Raw genomic sequence first — 23277 nt, 5'->3', positions numbered from 1 at the left:
GCTTATGACCTTGATATATGATAAATACAGGCAGTTCTGCGAGAAGGACGGTCTTATATTTATATATGATTTGTATGATTGGCAGAGAGGGATATTGGAGGCTTTGCCGGTTTCAGCATATAATGGTTTTGTGCTAAAAGTGACAGGGAATACACGAAGGGCATGAGAGATGCCGTTATTTTGATGGAATCGTAAGATCTGGGATGTCTGATCTCCACGGGAGTCTTTGAGAAGAGAGCCGGAAGGAGCAGGCGTGAAATCACAGATCTTTGTTTGCAGAGCATAACAATCCGTTCTAACGCCGGGATACATACACTAAGAACAGTTGTATAGACGTATAGAATTTGGAGGTAATTTCGTTGAAAAAGAAAAAAGAGAATAGTAACGTTTCAGGTCTGAAGATCATTCCTTTGGGAGGCCTGGAGCAGATCGGTATGAACATTACTGCCTTCCAGTACGAGGACAGTATTATTGTGGTGGACTGCGGACTGTCTTTCCCTGCGGATGATATGCTGGGAATCGATCTGGTCATTCCCGATGTAACATATCTGAAGGATAATATCGATAAGGTAAAGGGATTTGTCATCACTCATGGACATGAGGATCATATCGGAGCACTGCCCTATGTGCTGCGTGATATCAATGTGCCCATCTACGCAACCCGCCTGACCATGGGGATCATTGAGAACAAGCTGACAGAGCATAACCTCATGAAGAAGACCAAACGCAAAGTGGTGAAGTTCGGTCAGTCCATCAATCTGGGTGATTTCCGTGTGGAATTCATCAAGACGAATCACAGCATCGTAGATGCCGCAGCACTGGCAATTTATTCCCCTGCCGGTATCGTGGTACACACCGGAGACTTCAAGGTAGACTATACTCCGGTCTATGGAGATGCCATTGATTTACAGCGTTTTGCCGAGATCGGTAAAAAGGGTGTACTGGCACTGATGTGCGATTCCACCAATGCCGAGCGTCCCGGTTTTACCCCTTCCGAGAAGACCGTAGGTAAGACATTTGATACCTTATTTGAAGAACATAAAAATACCAGAATTTTTGTGGCGACTTTCGCATCCAATGTGGATCGTGTACAGCAGATCATCAACACGGCCTATAAATTCGGCCGTAAAGTAGCTGTGGAAGGCCGCAGTATGGTGAATATCCTGGATACCGCCATCAAGCTGGAGTGCATCAATATCCCCGAGAATACACTGGTGGATCTGGATCAGATGAAGAATTATCCCGATGAGCAGCAGGTGATTATCACCACCGGAAGCCAGGGCGAAAGTATGGCAGCCCTGTCCCGTATGGCCAACAATATGCACCGTAAGATCACGATCGGTGCGGGGGATACCGTAATCTTCTCCTCCAACCCCATCCCGGGCAATGAAAAGTCCGTCACCAAGATCATCAACGAGCTGCTCCGCAAAGGCGCAGATGTTATTTTCCAGGATGCTCATGTATCCGGACATGCCTGCCAGGAAGAGATCAAGCTGATCTATACCCTGATCCATCCGAAGTACGCAGTACCCGTGCATGGTGAATACAAGCATCTGAAGGCACAGGCCAAGATTGCAGAGAGTCTGGGCATCAGTAAGGACAATATCTTCATCCTGTCCTCCGGAGATGTATTGGAAGTCAGCGAGGAACAGGCCAAGGTCAATGGCAGAGTACCCGTAGGAGCTATTCTGGTGGACGGTCTGGGTGTCGGTGATGTCGGAAATGTAGTATTGAGAGATAGACAGCATCTGGCAGAAGATGGTATTATGATCGTGGTCATGAGTCTGGACAAGGCCAGTGGAGAACTGGTAGCAGGTCCCGACATTGTATCCAGAGGTTTTGTATATGTGAAGGAATCCGATGAACTTATCGAGGAAGCCAGACGCACCGTGGATGATGCGCTGCAGGCATGTCTGGATAAGGGAATTACGGACTGGGGTAAACTGAAGACCACCACCAAGGATGTCCTCGGCGATTATGTATGGAAGAAGACCAAGAGACGTCCCATGATCCTTCCGATCATTATGGAAGTGTAATAGCAGCGATTGCTGGAAAGGTCGTAAGCAGATGAAGATTACATCGGACGAAAATGTAAATCAGGCTGTAGAGCAGATGGTACAGGCGATTCGTAATACCGACGCTTATCTGGAATATCAGAAGCAGCTGGCCCGCGTGAAGGAGCAACCGGAACTTAAGAGACAGATCGATGAATTCCGGACCAGAAATTTTGAATTGCAGACCAGCAAGGACACCAACTTTGATAAGCTGGATCAGTTTACCAGAGAAAACGAAGCTTTCCGGGAGAATCCACTGGTGTCGGATTTTCTGGCGGCGGAGCTGGCATTTTGCCGTATGATGCAGGGGATCGGACTTTACGTTACCGATCAGATGCATTTTGAGTGAGCAAAAGGAAAGTCTCGAAGAGACGATTTTGCGAATGTATGGATCGAAATGCGGATTACTTGGATAAGAAAGGACAGAACACATGAAGGCAGCAAATTTGGCAGGTGCCGTATTGGGCGCTATCTTAAAAGTGGCATTTGCAGTGATCGTGGTATATCTGGTGTACACCGGAGCGTCTACATGCTACGACTATGGTTATCGTATTTTCACAGAACCGGCGGTCTCTGCCGGAGAGGGACGTAAGATCACAGTAACCCTGACCTCGGACATGTCCGCAACGGAGATTGGCACAATTATGCAGGAAAAGGGCCTGACACGTGACAGCAGACTGTTCGCATTACAGTATCTGTTATCTGAGAATAAGAAGGACTGGCAGCCCGGAACTTATGAGCTGAGTACTGCCATGACCGCAGAGGAAATGATGGAAGTCATGGCCGGACAGACGGAAAGCGCAACGGAAGAGACAGTGGAGACTATAGACAACGGCAGTGCGATTACCGGTGAGACACAGGATACCACTGCAGTTGCACAGTAAAGTGTGAAATGAGGGACAGTATGATCATAGACGAGAGAATGTCCGCGTTTATCGATTCCCTGGACAGCGGGAATCCGGCGTGGCTGAATGAGATTGAAAAATTCGCTCTGGAGACACAGGTTCCCATCATACGCAGATCCATGCAAAGTCTGCTGAAATTTTTGCTGAAATTTACAAAGCCGAAGAGCATCCTGGAAGTTGGGACTGCTATCGGCTTTTCTGCGTTACTGATGAGTGAATATGCACCGGGGGATTGTCATATCACGACGATCGAAAAATATGAGAAAAGAATTCCTATCGCAAAAGAGAACTTCCGTAAGGCAGGCAGGGAAGACCGGATCACTCTGCTGGAGGGTGATGCTACGGAGATCCTGCGGGAACTGGAAGGCACCTATGATGTGATCTTTATGGATGCGGCGAAGGGACAGTACATTCATTTCCTGCCGGATATCTTACGCCTGTTGGCCCCCGGCGGACTGTTGATTTCCGACAACGTATTACAGGACGGTGATATCATAGAATCCCGTTTTGCCGTAACCAGAAGGAACCGGACCATTCATGCAAGGATGCGGGAATATCTGTATGAATTGAAACATCATCCGGAACTGGAGACGGTGATCCTGCCGGTAGGTGATGGAGTGACACTGAGTACGAAGAAAGAGGAAAGCACAGTTACTCAAAATAGATAACATAATAATACGGGTATTCCCAGGTCTGGTAAGCCAGTCCGGACTCTGACAGATTCTGCAGGAATTCATTGTTCTTTTTGTATACCACATAGACGGAAGAAGGACTGATCTTCGTGGAATAGTCGGTGAGAAAATGATAAGTGTGTATACCGTCGGTAAAGGTTTCTTCATCCTGAGTATCATAAGGAGATGCGGGATAATAAAAGAAGAAAAACTCCTTCATGTTGACCAGATCCACATAGAGATCCGCATAATCCAGGTTGAGATTCACATCATCCACACACTCCCGGAAGGAGATGGAATACAGATAATTCGGGCAGACGTCGGTCATGGTATAGACCCGGAAATAAAAGCTGCAGAAAGAGATGCACCATAAGAGATAACCGGCGGACAAAAGGAGCATAAAGCCTGTGTGATAAGAGGACAGGAAACGGCAGCAAAGGAAAAGTCCTTTTATCAGGAAGAAGAGATAACAGATAAAGAAACTGTTAGCCCGGTAGACATAGCCGGATCCGGACAGACCAATGGTGATGAGACCGCTGAGAAAGAACAGCAGATAGATACTGTCGGCCTGAAAAGTCCGCTTGTACAGAGAGACAAGAAAACTGTAAACTGCACCGATAAATCCCAGAACAATAAAAGGAATGGATAAGGGATAAAGCGTGTAAAATTTAGGTACGGCATCTAAACGGTAGGAACCACATGTCAAGGTAATCTTTATGATATCTTTTATATTTTCCCAGAAAGAAGTGACTCCCACATCGGACATGCGCTCGGAGGCGATGGGAGATATGGTAAGCCCCAGAAAATGAATGGTTTCCCAGTGGAATAACAGGGAGCACACAAATAATATTACGGGCAGAGCTGTAATACATACACATGCAGCCCAGAGCAGAACCCGGCGGAAGGATATTTCTTTCGTGTATAGCAGATACAGGGAAATGCAGATCAGAAAAATAGGGATCAGGAAGTAACTCAGTGCATACGAATACATCGTGATACCAAAAAAGACTCCGGATAATATAAGGTTCCGAAGGGTCTTAGTCTGTGTGAAACGGATGAGAAACAGCAATGCTACAGCTGAGCAGCACAACATAAGATTACAGTCCAGGGCAAAACGGGCGGACATGATATAATAGGGGCAGACTGCCAACAGGAAAGCAGCAGCAATACTCCATTTTTGATCATCGAACACCAGACGGATACTTTTGGTCCCGACAAAAAACAGCAACAGGCTTGCAAGGACGGCGGGAATTTTGAGAAGCGTAAGAGACAGGTTGCCCTGTCCGACTGTCCGGATCAGCAGAGCCAGTAAGTAGGTATAAAGAGGACTCTGACCACCATAAAAATTCTGAGGGTAAAAAGGGCGTACATTGAGATACCGGTCGGTTCCGTAATGAGCCAGACACCAGGCATTATAACCCAGTCCTGCTTCATCGATATGAAGAACGTCAGGCAGGCTTTCCAGACGATAAACGCGCAGGAAGACCGCAATGAGAAACAACAGCAGGATGGCTGCGGAATACCAGTATTTTTTCACCAGAGATTTCAGATCCTTCATTTGTGGATACCTCGCAATCAATCAAAATAAAATAAGTAATACGGTGAAAATTCTACCGTATGGCAGGAAAGTCCGGAATCGTTCAGATAAGAAATAAATTCCTGATTTTCTTTGCGGACAATGTAGGCTGCGGAAGGAGAGAGCGGAGTGGAAGCATTCAGTATATAATGCTTGGGGATTTCATCGTCTTCTTCCCGGGCGGACAGGGGAACGCGCTCATAAGGAGAAATAGGATAATAAAAATACAAAAACTCCTCTACATCAACGCAGTCCGCATAGATTTCTTTATCCCCGAGATTTTCGTCAATATAGGTGACAATGTCGGAAATATCGGCAAAATAGAAGGAATTTGCATAGGTATGCAGATCCAGCACGGAATATATAGTGTAATAGTAACGCATAAACGAAGCAATCCACAGCACATAGCCATAAGCCAGAATGCTCAGAAATGCTTTCCGGTAAACGGTAAGAAAATCGCAACATGCCCGGATACCACGGAGAAAAAAGAACAGATAACAGATATAGATGCTGTTGGCACGATATAGATGATCTGTAGGTGTCAGAGCAACCACAAAGGAGCAGCTGATGAAATAGAACAGATATACTGTGCCGGAATGAAAACAGCGTGTCCGGAAGGAATTTCCGAAGTCATAAACGGAACATAACATTCCCAACAGGATAAAAGGGATGGAAACCGGGTATAAGGTATAGAATTTATCCACGGAATCCATAGGATAAATACTGTATGTCAGAGTGATCTTAAGGTTGTTCCACAGATTTGCACCCAATGAGGAAAAAGAAATTTCATCCATGCGGTTGCCGGAAATAGGAGAAATTGTAAAGCCGAGAAAATGAATAGGCTCTGCATGGAAGAGAAGTGTGTAGGCAAAAAGGATCACGGGCAATGCCGTAATGCAGACACTGACCGCCCACAACAGTATTCTGGAAAACGTGATTTTTTTATGGTAAAGCATGTAAAGAGAGATCAGAACCAGAAAAACAGGTATGATCAGATAACTCAATGCATAAGAGTACAAGCTGATACCGAAGCAGACTCCGGACAGAAGTAAAGTATGCAGTTTTCCTGTTTTCAGATACAAAAGCAGTACAAGAACAGAACAGGAAATGCAGCACAACATCAGATTGCAGTCCAGGGCATAACGTCCGGACATCACAAAATACGGGCAGAAACACAGAAAAAGAGCAGCAGCGAGGGTGATTTTTTTATTATCAAAGATAAGGGACATGCTCCTGGTGCCGGTGATCCACAGAAGAATACTGGCAAAGGCAGCAGGAAATCTTACCAGAAAAACGGACAGATTCCCCTTCCCGAAAAACTTGATCAGCAATACGACAAGGTAAGTATAGAGAGGGCTTTGGCCACCGTAAAAATTCTGCGGATAGAAAGGCAGCACATTGAGATAACGATCGGTACCGTAATTGGCCAGACACCAGGAGTTATATCCAAGAGCGGCTTCGTCTATATGTAAAACATCCGGTAAAACGGTCAGTTTATAGAATCTTAAAAATACTGTGACACAAAACAGAAAAAGTAATGTGATCTGATACCAGTTTTGTTTGCATAAATTCTTCATCTCGTGTATCCTTATATATTATGATGTCGGGTCAAAAGAAAAAGAAAATCAACAAGGCAGAGGTCATAGGAAAAGGTCTGCTGACGGTGCTGCTCATTGCACTGGAATTAGCCATCTGGCCGGGATACCTGGTGTATAATAACTATATGAGCAGCTCTTACAGTGAATACAGTGTGTATAGTGAGCCCATCACGGAACGGACGGAGATCACACAGTATTTTAAGCCGCTGTATTCCAGATTGGATCAGATAGAATTTGCGCTGGGATTTGAGCAGGAAGCGGTGACAGATCAGGTATTGCATTTTGTACTATATGATGAAAAGAATACAGAGCTGATGTCACAGGATTTTCCTCTCGGAAGTATGAGTGCGGATCATTTCTACGCACTTCCCCTGGGGGTGTCACTTTCCGGAAAACAGACATATCATTGGACGCTTACAATACCGGAAGCCGCAGAATGCAATATCCGGTTTATGTATGCGGAACATGGAAACGGTGTGGCCCCGGAGAATATACGTCTTGAAAGGAACGTCGGGTTGTTTGCTGCGGAAGATGCACAGGCTACGACCAGATATTATTATAAGATACATCCGGATAAAGTGATCATAATAGGTGGTTACTGGCTGGGAAATGCTTTGATTTATCTCATTCTTTTGGAAACTATGAATAAAGCGTTCAAATATTGGAGAAATAAGAAGGGTACAGCAGATGAAACAGTTGCTTAAGGAAAACAGTAAATGGAAAAACGTTGGATGGTTTTTCCGGATCTTATTCATGATATTTGCGTTGACACCGGGCTGTCTGACAACATTGAGTGACGGATTGGACGGTCTGCATGTGGAAATGGTTTTTCTGACCATGGGTGTGGGAGCAGTATGCTGGATCACGAAGGATGAAGCTCTGAGAAAAAACAGATGGCTGCATGTTTTGTGCGCCTTTTTTGCGGTTACTACGGTAATGGGGACGAGCTATCATGAGCAGGGCAGCTGGAACTATGTGTTTGGAAACTTTGCTCAGTTCCTGTTGGCGCTGGTGGTGATGGCCGGTTATTACAACCTGTATGAGAGTCTCATTGCGTTGGGAGCCTATGTGTCGGAACATTGGGAAGGAGTGCGCAGGAGAGAAATAAAGGGGAAAATAGAGAATTTTATTTTCCAAGCCCATCCCTTCTGGAGTACTTTTGCCATAGCAATGCTGTGTGCGCTGCCCTATATGATAAGTTTTTTCCCGGGACCGATTCAGGCGGATGCATTTGAACAGGTGTGGAAGTACATGGGAATTATTGAAAACAGCAATAAACACCCGGTGGTATCCACGGCAATCATGGGAAGATGTCTGGCTTTCGGAAGAGTCGTACTGGGATCCGACAATCTTGGAATTTTTACCTATACTTTGATACAGTCCATATTGCAGGCAGTTGGAATCTCATATCTAGTCTGCGTTATGAAAAAAATGAAAGCTCCGGTCTGGATCCGTTGGTTCGGACTTCTGTTTCTTACTGTGTTTCCGCTATTTCCCATGTGGGGATTTACTATGGTGAAGGATGCACAGTACTATATCAGCCTGTTGTATTTTGGAGTGTCATTTGCGGATATCCTGGTAGATGGAACGGAAAAGAAAAAATGGTGGAAACAGATCGTATTTCTCTGTGCTTCTTGCGGTATGACACTCTGCAGAAAAGAAGGCAGATACCTTTTGGTGGGTGCGCTGATCTGTCTGTTTTTCTATCATAAAAAGCAGTGGAAATTATACTTGTTTACAGCAGTAACCGGTTTTATGATCCTGTTCTATATAGAGCAGATATATATGCCGGCACATGATATTGAAGAGGGGAGACTGGCGGAAGGACTATCGGCCCCTATTCAACAGACGGCAAGATACCAGAGGGATCACGGAGCAGAGGTCACGGAGGAAGAACGGGCGATTCTGTCGGAATTGTTTGATGACTATGATCAGATGGGAACGGCACATTATTCACCGGAGATATCCGATGCGGCCAAAGACCAGATGATATCCCATCCCACGAAGGAACAACTGAAGAATTATTTTAAAGTCTGGTTTGCACAGTTCTGCAAGCATCCGGATACTTATTTCCAGGCATTTTTTAACCAGACTTACGGATATTTTTATATGGACCGGAAGGACAGACTGGGAACGCCGATCATAGAGACTACGGTTGGCAGAGAGCAGCTTTCGATGGAAGAGTTCTATATGGAAATAGGATTTCCTCCACAGCTGAAAGGCATGAGAGAATTTCTGATCGGCATGATACATTTTGTAACACAATTCCCGCTGATCTCCCTGTTGTATAATGCGGGATTTCACGGATACCTGCTGCTGGGATATGTGGTGTATCTGCTGGGATCGAAAAAGGGAAAGCGGATTTTGCTGATAGTACCCACACTGCTGGTGTTTGCGGTATGCATTCTTTCCCCGGTCAACGGAGAACTGCGCTATATGCTGCCGGTGATGATAATGCTTCCGCTAAATCTGACATGGTGTGCTTATCAGGAAAGAGAATCTGTTGCAGAAAAAGAGGAGAAATAAAATGACATATAAAAAACCGGAACTTTTAATCCCGGCCAGCAGCCTGGAAGTATTAAAAACGGCTGTTATTTTTGGCGCGGATGCTGTTTATATCGGCGGAGAAGCTTTTGGACTGCGGGCCAAGGCAAAAAATTTCAGCAGTGAAGAAATGGCGGAAGGAGTTGCATTCGCCCATGCACATGGAGTGAAGGTTTATGTGACGGCCAATATTCTGGCGCACAATTATGATCTCGAGGGAGCCAGAAAATATTTTGCCGAGCTGCGGGATATGAAGCCGGAGCAGCCGGATGCGCTGATCATTTCCGATCCGGGAATGTTCATGATCGCCAAAGAAGTCTGGCCCCAGGTGGAGGTGCATATTTCCACGCAGGCCAACAATACCAATTATGAGACATATCTGTTCTGGTGGAAGCTGGGAGCCAAAAGAGTGGTGTCTGCCAGAGAACTGTCACTGGTAGAGATCAAGGGAATCCGGGAGAAGATTCCTACGGAAATGGAGATTGAGAGTTTTGTGCACGGGGCAATGTGTATCTCTTATTCCGGCAGATGTCTGCTGAGCAATTTCTTTACCGGAAGAGATGCCAACAGAGGTGCCTGCACACATCCCTGCCGCTGGAAATATGCGGTGGTGGAGGAGACTCGTCCCGGAGAATATCTGCCGGTCTACGAGAATGAGCGGGGGACATATATTTTCAACTCCAAGGATCTGTGCATGATCGAACATATTCCGGAGCTGGTGGAGGCAGGAATCGACAGTCTCAAGATCGAGGGGCGTATGAAGACCGCATTGTATGTGGCAACGGTAGCCAGAACCTACCGGAAGGCCATTGATGATTATTTTGCCGATCCGGAGCTGTACGAGAAAAATATGGACTGGTATAAGGCAGAGATCTCCAAGTGCACCTATCGTCAGTTTACGACGGGGTTCTATTTCGGCAAGCCGGATGAAAATACGCAGATCTATGATAATAACACTTACGTGAACGAATATATTTATCTGGGAATTGTGGAGGCAGTAAAGGATTCTCTGTGCCGGATCGAGCAGCGGAACAAATTCTGCGTGGGCGATTCCATAGAAATCATGAAGCCTGACGGCACCAATGTACCGGTCACGGTGGAAGCTATGTACACCGAGGAGGGAGAAAGTGTGGACAGTGCACCCCATCCCAAGCAGGTGCTGTGGATAAAGTTATCCATGCCGCCGCAGGCATTTGATTTGCTGCGTCAGAAAAATGCTGATTGAGAAAGAGTGACCGGAGGTAACGCCTTATGAAAAGGGAAGGCAGAATTCATAAAGGAGTGTCCATAGGTGCCTATAGTATTCTCATCGCTTTTATGCTGTTGCTGTTGTGGACAGTACTCAGGTATCCGGGGAATCATCTGATCCCATGGCAGATGGCTCTGGGGGTGGCGGCTGCTACAGTGTTGCTGCTGGCGGCCGGTGCGGCATGGAATAAAATATATACGGTGACAGGCCGGAGAAATTCGCTGTATGCCGTAGCGCTGGTATTGTTTGGGGTGCTGCTTTATGTGGTTTCATTGAGCCGGCAGGGGAATGAGAATACTCTGCTGGATTACACCTATGTCTATCGGGATGCCCTGAATCTGGCGAACGGGAGAGAACTGGAAGACACCAATTATTTTTTGACCTATTCGAATAATCTGAAGCCGATGCTTTTGCTTTCCGTTCTGTTTCGGATGGCATTGCTGATGGATGTGTCCCCGTTTTATTTTGTTTTGCTGCGGAATGTAATTCTGGTGATGCTGGTGGCATGTGCCTGTGGTTATCTTGCGGAACGGAATGGGGATACTTGCTGGAGATTTCCAATCCTGCTTGCCTTTGTATTTCTGCTTCCGATGTGGGAGATGACTGCCGTGTTTTATACGGATTCCATGAGCTTCGGTATGGGAATCCTGGGACTGGCTTTCCTGAAATTGGCGGCAGCATCCAGGGGGAAGCGCCGGCAGATCCTGTGGGCGCTGCTTGCGGCCGGTATGGCAGTACTGGCAGGCACATGGAAGATCACAGTGATTATACCGCTGATCGCATGCGCTGTGATCCTCTTGTGGCAGAGAGTGTTGGTGGACCGTCGAGTGACATTGCTGTTTGGAGGTTTTGTCGTGATTCTGGGAGTGGCTCTGCAGCTCTGGGCCAATTCCTACGAGATCACAAAGGAAGCATCTGAAACAGCCAATCCTGTGATCAGCTGGGTGGCACTGGGAATGAAGGAAGACGGTTCCTGGACCAACAACACAGAGTTTGTGGATCATATGTATGAGTTTTCCACCAGACAGGAAAAACAGCAATACAGTATGGAATATATTCGCGAAAACAGATCGGAATTCTGGAATCCCGTACATTTGCGCAAAAAGGCAAGCTATAATTTTGCCAACGGAAATCTGGGGGCCAGTGCATTTTTGAACGTGGAGTACAGCGATGGAACCCTGCTCTGGGAAATGTTTTCGCCCTGGGGAAAATATTACTGGCGCACCTGTCAGTATTGTTTCTGCTATCTGGTGTCCATGTATGTGCTGTTACTGATCGGAATGATCCTCAGCCTTCGCAATATTATCAGAGATCAGGAACCACCTGTAATGTTGATGATCTGTCAGTTGGGATTTGTCGGTATCGTTGTTTTTTTAATGTTCTGGGAAGCCAGTGGAAGACAGATGTACAATCAGATGCCCGGAATCCTGCTGGGAAGTGTTCTGAGTATAGAGTATTTTTGGAAAAACTTATCACTAAAACCTCGAAAATAATAATTGACCATTATAACGCACATGTTGTACACTGTATTCGATATTATTCTATTGTATACCGAAGGGAAGTAGGGACATGCGCGAAGAATTGAATGTAGAGGAGCTTTTTGCCAGCAAGGTGTTTACCCTGGGCAAGATGAAAGAGAGGCTCCCCAAGAGTACTTACAAAGAAGTGAAGAAGGTCATGGATCAGGGAGGAGAACTTTCCCTGGCAACTGCGGATGTAGTGGCAAGTGCCATGAAGGATTGGGCCATCGAGAACGGTGCCACTCATTATACCCACTGGTTCCAGCCGTTGACCGGCATTACCGCAGAGAAACATGATGCTTTTGTGACACATCCTGATGAGGATGGCCGGATGATCATGGAATTTTCCGGCAAAGAACTGATCAAGGGAGAGCCCGATGCATCTTCTTTCCCTTCCGGAGGCTTACGTGCTACCTTTGAGGCAAGAGGTTACACTACATGGGACATCACCTCCCCCGCATTTATCAAAGAGACCGCTACCGGTCCGACCCTTTGTATCCCTACAGCATTCTGTTCTTATAAAGGCGAAGCACTGGATAAGAAGACACCGTTACTTCGTTCCATGGAGGCTCTGAGCAAGCAGGCGATCCGTATCGTCCGCCTGTTCGGCAATACAGAAGCTACCAAAGTACTGCCTTCCGTTGGCGCGGAGCAGGAATATTTCCTGGTAGATTCTGCCAAGGCTTTGCAGCGTGAAGATATTATTTTCGCCGGACGAACCCTGTTCGGTGCTCCCGCCCCCAAGGGACAGGAGATGGATGACCACTATTTCGGTGTTATCCGTGAGCGTATCGGTGGTTTCATGCATGATGTCAATATCGAGCTGTGGAAGCTGGGTGTAACATCCAAGACCCAGCATAATGAGGCGGCTCCCGCACAGCATGAAGTGGCGCCCATCTACGAGTCTGCCAATGTGGCAGTGGATCACAACCAGCTGGTAATGGAGACTCTGAAGCGTGTGGCAGGCAAGCACGGTCTGCGCTGCATGCTGCATGAGAAGCCTTTTGCCGGAGTAAACGGTTCCGGTAAGCATAACAACTGGTCCATCACTACGGACAATGGTGTAAACCTTCTGGAGCCCGGCCAGACCCCCAATGAAAATATTCAGTTCCTGCTGGTACTGGCATGTATCATGAAAGCTGTAGATACCCATGCGGATCTGCTGCGTCAGAGTGCGTCCAATGTAGGTAACGATCATAGACTGGGCGGTTACGAGGCACCCCCTGCCATTATTTCGATCTTCCTGGGCGAACAGCTGGAGGATGTGGTGGCACAGCTGGTGGAGACCGGTAAAGCAGACAATCTGAAAGAAGGCGGTGTACTTCGCACCGGTGTATCCACATTGCCGGATTTTGTAAAGGATGCTACCGACAGAAACCGTACTTCACCGTTTGCCTTTACAGGAAATAAATTCGAATTCCGTATGGTGGGAAGCGAGGATTCCATCGGAAGCCCCAACACCACCCTGAATGCCATTGTGGCAGAGGCGTTCTGCGAAGCTGCAGACCGTCTGGAAGGCGCGAAAGATTTCGATATGGCAGTCCATGATCTGATCAAGGAATATATGACGGAGCACCAGCGTATTATTTTCAATGGCAACGGTTATGCCAGGGAATGGGAAGAGGAAGCAGCCAGAAGAGGATTGCCCAATATTCCTTCCATGGTAGCAGCAGTAGATACTCTGACTACTCCCAAGGCTATCCATCTGTTTGAAAAGTTCGGTATTTTCACCGAGGCAGAGCTGCGTTCCCGCGCGGAGGTACTGTACGAGACCTATGCAAAGACCATCAATATCGAGGCACTGACTATGGTGGATATGGCAAACAAGCAGATCATTCCTGCAGTCATGAAATACAGCAAGTCGCTGGCAGATGCTGTTATTGCTATTACGGAAGCTGGCGGAGACACCTATGTGCCTACCCGTATGTTGCAGCAGATCACACAGAAGCTGACAGAGATGGAAAAGGCATCCGAGGCACTTCTCGAGGTGGAGAAAAAGGCATCCGCCATGGAGAGAGGCAAGGAGCAGGCATTCTGTTATCATGATGAAGTCATGGTGGCAATGAACGCACTGAGAAAACCTGCGGATGAACTGGAAAAGCTGGTAGACAAGAAGTACTGGCCGTTCCCGACCTATGCGGATCTGTTGTTTGAGGTATAGAGCACTTCAGAGATCGCTTCGGATGCAAAAGTAAAGCCTCGTAGAGGCGATTTTGCGAATGGAGTTCTGAATAGTTACAATTTTTTCAAAAAAGGTATTGCATTCAAAAAAAATCTGTTGTATAGTAATGAGCCATAGAGGAGCGATCCTCACAAGTTAATATTTTTCAATGCGAAACGAAGGCGTTTACACTAGGAAGTGTAGCGCCTTTTTTTGTTGCTATTCAGAGCCGTAACTATCGTACATCTTCGGCGAATGCTTGCATGCGCAAGAAGATGTAACGATAGTTATTCGGCGAAGTAACTTACATAAGCAAAAGGAAAGCATCGAAGATGCGATTTTGCGCATGTAAGTTCTGAATAGCAACTGTGCAAGTAAGTCGCAGGAAGCATGGAAAATAGCAAGAATAAGGAGGAAACGAAGATGAGTGAAGTATTAAACGTGGAAGAAATCTTTGGCAGTAAGGTATTCACTCTGGGTAAGATGAGGGAAAGATTACCCAAGAGCGTATACAAAGAAGTGAAGAAGATCATTGATCACGGCGGAGAGCTGTCTCTGGCCACCGCTGATGTTGTAGCAAAGGCAATGAAGGATTGGGCCATCGAGAACGGTGCCACCCATTATACCCACTGGTTCCAGCCTCTGACCGGAATCACCGCAGAGAAGCACGATGCATTCGTAACCCATCCCGATGAGTACGGCAAGATGATCATGGAGTTCTCCGGTAAGGAGCTGATCAAGGGCGAGCCCGATGCATCTTCCTTCCCCTCCGGAGGCTTACGAGCTACCTTCGAGGCAAGAGGCTATACTGCATGGGATATCACCTCTCCCGCATTCCTGAAAGAGGATGCAACCGGCGTGATCCTCTGCATTCCCACTGCATTCTGTTCTTACAAGGGTGAGGCACTGGATAAGAAGACACCGCTTCTTCGTTCCATGGAAGCAGTCAGCACACAGGCACTGCGTATCGTAAGACTGTTCGGCAATACCGAAGCTACCAAGGTCGTAGCTAGCGTGGGACCGGAGCAGGAATATTTCCTGGTAGACAGAGACAAATACTTAAAGCGTGAAGACCTGATCTTCGCAGGACGTACCCTGTTCGGTGCACCCGCACCCAAGGGACAGGAGCTGGAGGATCATTACTTCGGTACTATCCGCGAGAGAATCGGTTCCTTCATGAAGGATCTGAACATTGAACTGTGGAAGCTGGGCGTAACCGCCAAGACACAGCATAACGAAGTGGCTCCCGCACAGCACGAGCTGGCTCCTATTTATGAGACCGCCAACATTGCGGTAGATCATAACCAGCTGGTTATGGAGACCATGAAGAAAGTAGCAGGACGTCACGGTATGACCTGCCTGCTGCACGAGAAGCCTTTCGCCGGAGTGAACGGTTCCGGTAAGCATAACAACTGGTCCCTGGGAACCGATAACGGTGTCAACCTGTTGGATCCCGGCGATACTCCTAACGAGAACATCCAGTTCCTGTTAGTACTGGCATGTATCCTGAAAGCCGTAGATACCCATGCAGATCTGCTTCGTCAGAGTGCATCCGATGTCGGCAACGATCACAGACTGGGAGCTAACGAGGCACCCCCTGCCATCATTTCCGTATTCCTGGGCGAGCAGCTGGAGGATGTGGTAAAGCAGCTGGTTGAGACCGGTGATGCTACTCATTCCATCCAGGGCGGTAAACTGTTGACCGGCGTATCCACTCTGCCGGATCTGGATAAGGATGCCACCGACCGTAACAGAACTTCACCGTTTGCTTTCACCGGCAACAAGTTTGAGTTCCGTATGGTAGGTAGTGCAGACTCCATCGCCAGCCCCAACACCACTCTGAACGCTATCGTTGCAGAAGCTTTCTGCGAGGCAGCAGACATTCTGGAGAAAGCAGACGATTTCGATATTGCCGTACACGATCTGATCAAGAAGTACCTGACCGAGCATCAGAGAATCATCTTCAACGGCAACGGCTATTCTGAGGAGTGGGTAGAAGAGGCAGCCAGAAGAGGACTTCCCAACATCAAGTCCATGGTAGAGGCTTCCGAGACCCTGACCACCGAGAAGTCTATCAAACTGTTCGAGAAGTTCGGTATCTTCACCAAAGCTGAGCTGGAATCCCGCGAGGAGGTTCTGTATGAGACCTACTCCAAGACCATCAACATCGAAGCTCTGACCATGGTAGATATGGCGAAGAAGCAGTACATTCCCGCAGTTATGGGGTATACCAGGACTCTGGCGGATACCGTACTGGCTGTTAAGAGTGCAGGTGCGGATGCAACCGTACAGACCACTGTACTGAAGAGCATTTCCGAGAAGCTGGCTGAGGCACAGGCTGCAGAGACTGCTCTGGAGGATAAGCTGGCTGAGGCAGCAGGCATCGAAGATCCCAAGAAGCTTGCTTTCTTCTATAAAGATGTGGTACATACCGCAATGGATGACCTGAGAACTCCCGTAGATGAACTGGAGATGATGGTTGACAAGAAGGTATGGCCAGTACCTGCCTATGGTGATCTGATCTTTGAAGTATAAACAGCATTGTAAAATACCATCATACGTTTCTCTCATTGTGTTGAATAAAAACGGGGCTTGCCGCAGGACGGTGGGCCTCGTTTTGCAGTTATGTATGTTTCTTGTCATTGCTATGGGGAAAATCCTGTGTTATGATAACTGCATGATGAAAAATATACTGAAAAATAAGAAATTCTGGAAAATTATCTGTATTCTTGCAATCATTGCATATACAGCAAAAAATTTATTTATTGGTGCTGATACGGACGAAGGCTATGGTATTATGGTGGGCTATCGTCTTGCCATGGGAGACCGGCTGCTGCTTGAAATGTGGGAGCCACACCAGACTTCCGCCATTTTTACGGCAGTTTTTATCAGGCTGTTTGTGATGCTGACCGGTGGAGTGAATTATCTGAATCTATTTTTACGGCTCGTATTTTTCCCAATCCAGGCGTGCGTCAGCGTCTTTCTGTATAAGACGATCCGCAGGACGGTGCCGCAGATGGATGAGAATGTGGCAGCACTGATGGGGCTTCTCTACTATGTGACAACACCCAAGTCCATTTTTATTCCGGAGTATTCCAATCTTCATAACTGGTTCTTTGCACTTATGGTGCTGTGCCTTCTGAGATACTTCGGAGCGAAGGACTCCGAGGGCAGACAGACAGCAGGAGAGATGCGGTGGCTGGTGCTGGCAGGTATATTCATGACCTGTGATGTGCTGGCTTATCCCAGTATGGTACTGGTATTTTTGTGCTGCCTGGTATTTCTGCTGGTGCGCAGATCAGAGAAAAAATGGAAAGAACTCTGTGCTTATGTACTGCCCTGTGTGGCAAGTGCGGCAGTAATGTTTACATATCTTCTGAGTTATATGACACCGCAGAAAATGTTGGAGATGGCAGGCGAGATTCTGGGAGAGGGGTCCCATCAGACTACTGTGGGAGAAAAATTGTTGGGATGGGGGTCAAGCCTGGGCGAGATGGCCATGATCCTTCTGTGTGCCCTGCTGGTGTCTCTGGGAATCCGATGGTTTATAGAGAAAGTGTGGAAGAAAAAACTTCCCGGACTGCTACAGCTTCCGGGCATGCTGTTTTTCGTAATTGTATTTCTGATCCAGATCTGGTTCTGGCTGTTCAGTTCCTTTAATGCAATTTACCCGCAGCTTTTGCTGATGGCAGTATCCCTGACGGGATGTTATACCTATCTGCGCAGAGACAAGACGGAAAAGCTGTTCTATGAACTGATCCTGCTGGCATTTGTCAATTATTTTTCGGTACTTCTGTTGTCTAACTGGGGACCGATGCTGCTGGTCACCTATCTCATTATGGGAGCAGTGGCCGGACTGGTATGTCTGGGAGACTACTGGCAGAAGGAAAACACCGCAGGAAAGAAGGCAATTCAGATCCTGTGCCTGATCCTTGTGCTTGGGAATGCATTTTCCTATACCTGGTTGATTCTGGGATCCCAGGAATATCATGCCTATGTGATTCAAAATGTGCGTGGCATCAACAGAGAGGGATTACGCGCCGGAATCCTCACGGATTATATGACTGCATACCGTTACAACAATAATCTGGCTGTATGGCCGGAGGCCGTGCCGGACGGCAGTACCGTACTTTATGTGGGACCGTCCCAGTTCTATTGTATGCTCGGAGAACATAAGCAGGCATCCCCCGATACGATCTGCTCTATGATCTATGATGAGCGTCTGTTGGACTACTGGAAGATCAATCCGGACAGATATCCGGATGTGGTGGTATTTGAAAGCTGTTATGGAGATATTGCCCAGGAAGGAGAGAACAGCTTTATCTGGAACTGGTTGATGGAGGATTTTAAGCCTGCAGAGAGGAAGGATTACCCCTATATCACGGTGTTTATGCGATGATTTTACGGAAATTGTTCCAATTTCATATATTTTTTTAAAATTTTTTTAAATTAGGTATTGCAAAAAAGGAACAGATAGTGTATACTTCATCAAGTAAACGACATAGGGCTATCGCCAAACGGTAAGGCAACGGACTCTGACTCCGTCATTTCAAGGTTCGAATCCTTGTAGCCCTGCGAAGCAGGGGTTGACCTGCGAATAGGAACCTCAGTAGAGAAATCTACTGAGGTTTTTTGTTGTCCGGAAATATCTCAGATATTCATGGTGATATTTTCCTGATTATGAATAAAAGTTGGCAATAATACACAAAAAAACCACATAAAGTTGAAGAGAATTATAAAATGTGATAAGATAAACATAAAATTAAAGTAGGAGATCTGCAAAAACGGACAAACAGAAAAGGGGAATCTTATGAACAATATAAAAGTACAGACGAAAATGATCATAGTAATACTGGCAACGATGGCTGCACTGTTGTTGTGTACTATCTTTTCAGCACAAAGCATGAAAGAATTGCAGTCCAAAGCATTAGATACCATGGAGACGGATGAGCGGGAAGCCTACGATGAACAGATCAAGCAGCAGGTAGATAATGTGATCTCGCTCTGCCAGACCATTTATGATCAGTATCAGGCTGGTGTCTATACCGAAGCAGAGGCCAGGAAACTTGCGGCGGATGAAATCCGCCAGCTTCGCTACGGAGATTCGGGATATTTCTGGGTGGATCAGTATGACGGAACCAATGTGGTACTGCTGGGAAGTGCAACAGAAGGTACAAACCGTATGGAGACCAAGGATGCTAACGGGTACCAGATGGTAAAGGAAATCATCCGCATGGGACAGGAGCCGGATGGTGGTTATGTAGATTATGTGTTCCCAAAGGAAGGAGAGACGGAATCCTCTCCCAAACGTTCCTACAGCAAAGCGTTTGAACCGTTCCAGTGGGTCATCGGCACAGGAAATTACACCGACTATATTGATGATAAGATTGTCACGGTAGGTGATGAATTTTCCGGTTATGTGACAGGAAGACTGACGATGTTCATTGCATCGACACTTATAGAAGGTGCAATCGTGATCGTCCTTCTGGTTTTCATTATTATCAGCATCGTCCAGCCGCTCAAAAAATGTGTGGCATCCATCGGCGTGATGGAACAGGGAGATTTCTCAAAAACTATGGGAGATAAGCTTTTAAAACGCCGTGATGATTTCGGACGGCTGGCAGTCTCTCTGGAGTCTATGAGGACAGAGATGAGTGGACTGATCGGTGAAGTCAAAGAGCAGGCTGCAGAGATCAACAATATGGTACAGAATATTGATAACAGTATTCAGGCTCTGGATGAACAGATCGAGGATGTGTCCGCTACTACAGAGGAACTGGCAGCCGGAATGGAAGAGACAGCGGCATCTTCTGAAGAGATCAATGCTATGTCTCATGAGATTGAGAGTGCAGCGAAGAATATTGCGACACGTTCTCAGGATGGTGCCACCGAAGCAGATGCGATCCGTGAACGTGCGGTAGGAATTAAGAAGGATATTACACAAAATGATCAGCGTACCAAAGCCATTCATGAAGAGATCAACGAAGGACTGACCAGGGCACTGGAGGAAATTAAAGTAGTCAACCAGATTGGAGTTCTGGCAGAATCTATTATGCAGATCACGGGACAGACGAATCTGTTGGCACTGAATGCATCCATTGAGGCAGCACGTGCGGGAGAAGCCGGAAAAGGATTTGCTGTGGTGGCGGAGGAAATCCGTGTGCTGGCAGAACAGTCCAAGGCAGCCGTCTCTCATATCCAGGATGTGACCAACAATGTGATGGATGCTGTAAACAATCTGGCAGAAGGAACACAGAAGCTGTTGGGATTTGTCGGAACAGATGTGGTGGACAGCTTTGCAACATTTTCCGGTATGGCGGATTCTTACAGTAATGATGCCGGTCAGATCGATGGACTGGTAACGGATTTCTCTGCCTCCTCCGAAGAACTGCTGGCATCTATCAGCGGTGTCATGGAGGCAATCAACGAAGTCAGCAAGGCAGCTACCGAAGGGGCTTCGGGAACTACGGATATTGCGGATAAGACGGGGGTAATCGTAGAAAGAGCCAACGAGATCAAGGAAAAAGCGGAGGCTGCAAGAATTGCTGCGGACAAACTTCAGCAAAATGTGGAACACTTTATCGTGTAGAGAATGTGCATCATGCACAGGAAGAAAAATATAAAATTGTGCAAAAAGCACTTGAAAAGTAAAAAGTTTAGTGATAATATAAGCCAAAACAAGAAATAAACAAAAAATATTATCATTCATGCAAAGAAGCATTTGTAGCGATACGAATGCTTTTTTTGTTTGTTTTTTTGTGGGAGGAACCCGGCTATGGATAATAAATTACTGGAAGTTAAAAATTTACAGGTCTCCATCAAAACATACAGAGGAGAGGTACAGGCAGTAAGAGATGTCAGTTTTTCCATAGAAAAAGGTGAAGTGTTCTGTATCGTGGGAGAGTCCGGATGCGGAAAAAGTGTGACAGCACAGACATTGATGAAGCTGAATCCTTCACCGCCGACAATGATTAAAAACGGTGAAATCCTTCTCAACGGGAAAGACATTGTTCCCATGAACAAGCATGAGATGAAAAGTATCCGGGGAAGAGAGATCAGCATGATCTTCCAGGATCCTATGACAAGCCTGAATCCTACGCAGAGGATCGGAAAGCAGATCGAGGAAGCGGTAAGAGTTCACGAAACAGTAAGTGAACAGGAGGCCAGACAAAGGGCAATATCGATGCTGGAAAAAGTCGGTGTCCCGGGACCGGAAGAAAGAATGCTCCAATATCCACATGAGTTTTCCGGAGGAATGCGGCAGAGAGTTATGATCGCTATGGGACTTGCCTGTGATCCACAGCTTTTGATTGCAGATGAACCGACAACTGCTCTGGATGTAACGATCCAGGCACAGATCCTGGAGTTGATCAAGCAGATCCAGCAGGAAAAAGGAATTTCCGTTCTGCTGATCACGCATGACCTTGGAGTCGTTGCCAATATGGCAGATAAAGTAGCTGTAATGTATGCGGGCAAGATCGTGGAGACCGGCACCTGCAGACAGGTGATGAAGATGCCGATGCACCCGTATACAAAAGCGCTGTTGGCAGCAAAACCTACAACAGACCAGACCAAGGGAGAGAAGCTGGTATGTATCGAGGGAATGCCTCCCAGCCTGTTGAATCCTCCAAAGGGATGTGCTTTTGCAGACAGATGCAGCTATTGTACGGAGAAGTGCAGAAATGAGCAGCCGAAGGAGAAAGTGATCGAAGGACAGCATAAAGCAAGCTGCCATTTACTGTGGGATGAGGAATAAAGCTATGGAGAAAAGACAAGCACTGGTACAGATCAAAGATCTTCGACAATATTTTGATATTGGAAGCGGAAAAACAGTACATTCATTAAACGGCATTAATTTAGACATCTATGCCGGAGAAGCGTTAGGCATTGTAGGAGAATCCGGATGTGGAAAATCCACTCTGGGAAAAGAAATCCTCAAGATCAACCAGCCCACTAATGGAGAGATCCTTTACGATGGAAAATGGGTGGCAGGAGCTGATTACAGGAAACACCGGCTGACGCACAAAGAAAGAAAAGAATATTGCAAAAAGGTGCAGGTCGTATTTCAGGATCCGTATTCTTCCCTGAATCCCAGACATACCGCAGGAAAAGCAATCATGCGGGGTTTAAAGGAACACAGAATATGTCCCGGAAAAGAAAAGGAGCGTACGGCAGAGCTGTTCCGCATGGTAGGACTTCCGGAGGAAATGATGAATCGTTATCCCCATGAATTTTCCGGAGGCCAGAGACAGAGGATCTGTATTGCCAGAGCACTTGCCATCGAACCGGAACTTCTCATCTGCGACGAACCGATATCGGCATTGGATGTATCGATCCAGTCACAGATCATCAACCTTCTGTGCAGACTGAAGGAAGAATTGGGACTGACCATGATGTTCATCTCTCATGACCTTAGTGTTGTGCGGTATATGTGTGACCGGGTAGCGGTTATGTATCTTGGCTCCATTGTAGAGATAGCGGACAGCGAAGAAATCTACACCAATCCAAGACATTTCTACACCAAAGCATTACTTTCCGCAGTCATGTGTGCGGATCCTGACATTGAGAGAGTGTGATATTATTTCCCTGCATACGCCGAACAACAAGGAGACCAGAGGAATGATCAGTGCGGAGAAGATCGCACTGATGAAGAAATCAGCCATTTTTATCAACTGTGCAAGAGGCCCTATCGTAGACAGCAAGGCACTGGCACAGGCTTTGAACGAAGGACGGATCGCAGGAGCTGCGGTGGATGTATTTGACTGTGAGCCGCCCATTCCCGCAGAGGAACCGTTGCTTCATGCGAAAAATACATTGTTGACACCACACGTGGCATTCCTGTCGGAGGAAGCCATGGTACGCAGAGCGAAGATTGAGTTTTCCAACGTGTACGCTTATTTGGACGGAAAGCCGGAAAACGTCTGTGCGCTGTGATGTGGAGAGGAAACAGCAAACCGAACATATTTTCGAATTCATCTGTACTTTTCAAAAAAATTCTG

Annotated in this window: 16 protein-coding genes, 1 tRNA gene and 1 pseudogene; 16 read left to right on the top strand and 2 right to left on the bottom strand. The window is 46.8% G+C overall.

Going from position 1 to position 23277, the window contains the following annotated elements:
• Positions 1-359: 359 nt before the first annotated feature.
• From OCV96_RS03930 to OCV96_RS03915, 4 genes are all read left to right on the top strand, one after another.
• Entirely contained in the window at positions 360-2036 is a 1677-nt protein-coding gene (locus tag OCV96_RS03930; RefSeq protein WP_022312134.1) for a ribonuclease J, read from the top strand.
• A 31-nt stretch (positions 2037-2067) separates the two neighbouring features.
• On the top strand, positions 2068-2403 hold the full coding sequence (locus OCV96_RS03925) for a YlbF/YmcA family competence regulator (RefSeq protein ID WP_118503139.1): 336 nt from the start codon (positions 2068-2070) through the stop codon (positions 2401-2403).
• 82 nt (positions 2404-2485) lie between these two features.
• Positions 2486-2938 carry an endolytic transglycosylase MltG gene (locus tag OCV96_RS03920; RefSeq protein ID WP_117465963.1) on the top strand — a complete coding sequence of 151 codons (453 nt, stop codon included), beginning with the start codon at positions 2486-2488 and terminating at the stop codon, positions 2936-2938.
• 20 nt (positions 2939-2958) lie between these two features.
• Positions 2959-3627 carry an O-methyltransferase gene (locus OCV96_RS03915; RefSeq protein WP_117465962.1) on the top strand — a complete coding sequence of 223 codons (669 nt, stop codon included), beginning with the start codon at positions 2959-2961 and terminating at the stop codon, positions 3625-3627.
• Here the strand turns inward: OCV96_RS03915 and OCV96_RS03910 are convergent.
• Both OCV96_RS03910 and OCV96_RS03905 read right to left on the bottom strand, forming a co-directional pair.
• Entirely contained in the window at positions 3611-5188 is a 1578-nt protein-coding gene (locus tag OCV96_RS03910) for an ArnT family glycosyltransferase (protein WP_262593591.1), read from the bottom strand. The two genes, OCV96_RS03915 and OCV96_RS03910, sit on opposite strands and share 17 nt — an antisense overlap.
• Positions 5189-5205: 17 nt before the next feature.
• Positions 5206-6783 (bottom strand): ArnT family glycosyltransferase, encoded by a 1578-nt coding sequence (locus tag OCV96_RS03905; RefSeq protein WP_262593588.1) that lies wholly within the window; start codon positions 6781-6783, stop codon positions 5206-5208.
• A 20-nt stretch (positions 6784-6803) separates the two neighbouring features.
• On the opposite strand from OCV96_RS03905, the gene OCV96_RS03900 reads away from it, so the two are divergent.
• The 12 genes and pseudogenes from OCV96_RS03900 to OCV96_RS03845 form a co-directional block, all read left to right on the top strand.
• Positions 6804-7508: a hypothetical protein gene (locus tag OCV96_RS03900; protein ID WP_262593587.1), complete on the top strand. Its 705-nt coding sequence runs from the start codon at positions 6804-6806 to the stop codon at positions 7506-7508.
• Positions 7492-9330: a DUF6020 family protein gene (locus OCV96_RS03895; RefSeq protein ID WP_262593584.1), complete on the top strand. Its 1839-nt coding sequence runs from the start codon at positions 7492-7494 to the stop codon at positions 9328-9330. The genes OCV96_RS03900 and OCV96_RS03895 overlap by 17 nt, the downstream gene beginning before the upstream one ends.
• 1 nt (position 9331) lies before the next feature.
• Entirely contained in the window at positions 9332-10573 is a 1242-nt protein-coding gene (locus tag OCV96_RS03890; protein ID WP_118668616.1) for a peptidase U32 family protein, read from the top strand.
• 26 nt (positions 10574-10599) lie between these two features.
• The gene (locus OCV96_RS03885; RefSeq protein WP_262593581.1) at positions 10600-12090 is read left to right on the top strand and encodes a hypothetical protein; all 1491 of its coding nucleotides are present in this window, start codon (positions 10600-10602) and stop codon (positions 12088-12090) included.
• Positions 12091-12166: 76 nt separating this feature from the next.
• Entirely contained in the window at positions 12167-14278 is a 2112-nt protein-coding gene (locus tag OCV96_RS03880; RefSeq protein WP_117465955.1) for a glutamine synthetase III family protein, read from the top strand.
• Between the two features lie 423 nt (positions 14279-14701).
• Entirely contained in the window at positions 14702-16813 is a 2112-nt protein-coding gene (locus OCV96_RS03875) for a glutamine synthetase III family protein (protein ID WP_117466007.1), read from the top strand.
• An 82-nt stretch (positions 16814-16895) separates the two neighbouring features.
• A complete protein-coding gene (locus OCV96_RS03870; RefSeq protein ID WP_262593579.1) occupies positions 16896-18677 on the top strand; it encodes a hypothetical protein in 1782 nt (593 codons plus the stop codon).
• A 104-nt stretch (positions 18678-18781) separates the two neighbouring features.
• Positions 18782-18853: transfer RNA gene (locus tag OCV96_RS03865), tRNA-Gln, on the top strand.
• Positions 18854-19088: 235 nt separating this feature from the next.
• Positions 19089-20867: a methyl-accepting chemotaxis protein gene (locus OCV96_RS03860; RefSeq protein ID WP_118668619.1), complete on the top strand. Its 1779-nt coding sequence runs from the start codon at positions 19089-19091 to the stop codon at positions 20865-20867.
• A gap of 186 nt (positions 20868-21053) precedes the next feature.
• Positions 21054-22034 (top strand): ABC transporter ATP-binding protein, encoded by a 981-nt coding sequence (locus OCV96_RS03855; RefSeq protein ID WP_262593578.1) that lies wholly within the window; start codon positions 21054-21056, stop codon positions 22032-22034.
• Entirely contained in the window at positions 22024-22854 is an 831-nt protein-coding gene (locus OCV96_RS03850) for an ABC transporter ATP-binding protein (RefSeq protein ID WP_317239281.1), read from the top strand. Before OCV96_RS03855 ends, OCV96_RS03850 begins: the two co-directional genes overlap by 11 nt.
• Positions 22841-23212, top strand: a pseudogene (locus tag OCV96_RS03845) (NAD(P)-dependent oxidoreductase); the annotation flags it as partial. The gene OCV96_RS03850 and the pseudogene OCV96_RS03845, both read left to right, overlap by 14 nt.
• Between the last annotated feature and the right edge of the window lie 65 nt (positions 23213-23277).

The sequence above is a fragment of the Waltera acetigignens genome, from assembly GCF_025567015.1.
Taxonomy (GTDB): domain Bacteria; phylum Bacillota; class Clostridia; order Lachnospirales; family Lachnospiraceae; genus Acetatifactor; species Acetatifactor acetigignens.
Note: the sequence above shows the minus strand (reverse complement) of the source record. Positions and strands in the feature narration are given on the sequence as shown.

What these genes read in the sequence shown, in the direction of transcription:
- OCV96_RS03925 (WP_118503139.1), top strand. Translation starts at nt 2,068, where the DNA reads ATGAAGATTACATCGGACGAAAATGTAAATCAGGCTGTAGAGCAGATG.
- OCV96_RS03920 (WP_117465963.1), top strand. Translation starts at nt 2,486, where the DNA reads ATGAAGGCAGCAAATTTGGCAGGTGCCGTATTGGGCGCTATCTTAAAA.
- OCV96_RS03915 (WP_117465962.1), top strand. Translation starts at nt 2,959, where the DNA reads ATGATCATAGACGAGAGAATGTCCGCGTTTATCGATTCCCTGGACAGC.
- OCV96_RS03910 (WP_262593591.1), bottom strand. Translation starts at nt 5,188, where the DNA reads ATGAAGGATCTGAAATCTCTGGTGAAAAAATACTGGTATTCCGCAGCC.
- OCV96_RS03905 (WP_262593588.1), bottom strand. Translation starts at nt 6,783, where the DNA reads ATGAAGAATTTATGCAAACAAAACTGGTATCAGATCACATTACTTTTT.
- OCV96_RS03900 (WP_262593587.1), top strand. Translation starts at nt 6,804, where the DNA reads ATGATGTCGGGTCAAAAGAAAAAGAAAATCAACAAGGCAGAGGTCATA.
- OCV96_RS03895 (WP_262593584.1), top strand. Translation starts at nt 7,492, where the DNA reads ATGAAACAGTTGCTTAAGGAAAACAGTAAATGGAAAAACGTTGGATGG.
- OCV96_RS03890 (WP_118668616.1), top strand. Translation starts at nt 9,332, where the DNA reads ATGACATATAAAAAACCGGAACTTTTAATCCCGGCCAGCAGCCTGGAA.
- OCV96_RS03885 (WP_262593581.1), top strand. Translation starts at nt 10,600, where the DNA reads ATGAAAAGGGAAGGCAGAATTCATAAAGGAGTGTCCATAGGTGCCTAT.
- OCV96_RS03880 (WP_117465955.1), top strand. Translation starts at nt 12,167, where the DNA reads ATGCGCGAAGAATTGAATGTAGAGGAGCTTTTTGCCAGCAAGGTGTTT.
- OCV96_RS03875 (WP_117466007.1), top strand. Translation starts at nt 14,702, where the DNA reads ATGAGTGAAGTATTAAACGTGGAAGAAATCTTTGGCAGTAAGGTATTC.
- OCV96_RS03860 (WP_118668619.1), top strand. Translation starts at nt 19,089, where the DNA reads ATGAACAATATAAAAGTACAGACGAAAATGATCATAGTAATACTGGCA.
- OCV96_RS03855 (WP_262593578.1), top strand. Translation starts at nt 21,054, where the DNA reads ATGGATAATAAATTACTGGAAGTTAAAAATTTACAGGTCTCCATCAAA.
- OCV96_RS03850 (WP_317239281.1), top strand. Translation starts at nt 22,024, where the DNA reads ATGAGGAATAAAGCTATGGAGAAAAGACAAGCACTGGTACAGATCAAA.